Genomic DNA, 1,468 nt, shown 5'->3' on the forward strand with positions numbered 1-1,468 from the left:
GGAGGCAGTGAGCCGCCCGGCGTCGGGGTTGTTGTCGGTGACGCTGAACGACCCGTCCATCACGGATTCGCCTTCACGACTTTGCAGCGGCGCGGTCCGCGCATCGGGATCACACAGATCACATGGCGGCCCAGACTGTCGACTGCCTTGAAGATGGTCGGCTGGTCGATGACCGCGTGACGGTGCAACGCGACCGCGGCCGGGGCCGGGTCCGGGAACGGCGGATGCGCGATCACGCCGCGGCCTTTTTCCCGAGCGCCATCCCGAGCTGCAGGTAAAGCTGCTCGAGCATCTGGTTGGGCCGCATACTGGCTGCCTCCTCGTCGTCGTCTTTGGCACCGTCTGCGGAAGCGAACTCTTCGGGCTGGCCGGTGGCTTCACCGATGCGTTCCATGAACTCCGGTGTCGGGAGATGGAAGCCCTTCTCCCAGCGAATCCAATGCCGCCTCGACGTGCCGACCTCGGCTGCGATCCGCTCCTGCGATTTCCCCGACCGCAACCTGGCGGAGCGGAGCTTCGACGCGAACTCAGGGTGGCGTGCAACATCCAAGGTGACACCACCATGTCACGGGACACGTCACGTGTCAAGGGTTGTCACTACCGCTTAACAATCAAACCGACGACACTTCGTCACGTGACAGGAAGAGACAAGTGGGGTGCGGCGAGAATGAAAGCGCTGCGGCAACAAAAGCTGCTCACACAGGAGGAACTCGCCCGCCGGACCGGGGTGGCCCGCGAAACGATCGTGAAGCTAGAGAACGGAGCGCGGGCGCTGACGCCGCATTACATCGTGAAGATCGCGCCGGCGTTGGGCGTCAAGCCAAGCGAGTTAGCTCCGCCGGACCTACCGTCGGAACATCCTTCGGATCCGCTAGTCCGCCTTGAAGCAGTCGAAGCGGCCCAGAAGAAATTGGCAGTCCAAGTCGTTCATCTAGCTCGCTTAGTAGGGATTCTAGATAAGCGAGGACAAACTGAACGTCAACAACGGGGTCATTCGTAAAAGGCAACTACGGGAACCTATACGTGACAAGAGCGTGAACACAAGTCAATCCGGTAACGGACCTAACATTTACACGATGCAACGAAAGGACGAACCATGTTCGGTGCGCTCCTCGACTACGCCGCCGCGATCATCTGCGTCGCCGCCGGTGTCTACCTCCTCCAATACAACGCCGCCGTCAGCGTGGGCGGAACGTCGTGGTTCCAGATCATCGGCCACGGCATGGGCATCTACTTCATCGGCAAAGGCATCTTCGTCGCCCGGTCCACGCGGTTGCAGGCGCAGGCCCGCGACCGGCTCGCCCAGCTCGTGTCGCTTCAAACCGAGGAGACACGGACTGTGCCGTCGGGGCAACCCGAAGTGGGGATCGTGGGTTGACTAAGAAACGCTAGGTGACGATCTCGGCGATCAGGGCGACGGGGCAGCCGTCGCGGACTAGGCGGCGGAGCAGCCCGACGTCCTGGAGGC

3 protein-coding genes are annotated in these 1,468 nt (G+C 62.3%); 2 read left to right on the plus strand and 1 reads right to left on the minus strand.

What is annotated here, in order from left to right:
• Positions 1-180 (plus strand): hypothetical protein (locus tag V4529_17270; GenBank protein ID MES2360095.1); only part of this gene is annotated, 180 nt, incomplete at its 5' end.
• A gap of 52 nt (positions 181-232) precedes the next feature.
• Here V4529_17270 and V4529_17275 read toward each other — a convergent pair.
• Positions 233-550 carry a helix-turn-helix transcriptional regulator gene (locus tag V4529_17275; GenBank protein MES2360096.1) on the minus strand — a complete coding sequence of 106 codons (318 nt, stop codon included), beginning with the start codon at positions 548-550 and terminating at the stop codon, positions 233-235.
• A 546-nt stretch (positions 551-1,096) separates the two neighbouring features.
• Here V4529_17275 and V4529_17280 point away from each other — a divergent pair.
• A complete protein-coding gene (locus tag V4529_17280) occupies positions 1,097-1,378 on the plus strand; it encodes a hypothetical protein (GenBank protein MES2360097.1) in 282 nt (93 codons plus the stop codon).
• Positions 1,379-1,468: the final 90 nt, after the last annotated feature.

The sequence above is a fragment of the Gemmatimonadota bacterium genome (assembly GCA_040388625.1).
GTDB lineage: Bacteria > Gemmatimonadota > Gemmatimonadetes > Gemmatimonadales > Gemmatimonadaceae > Fen-1247.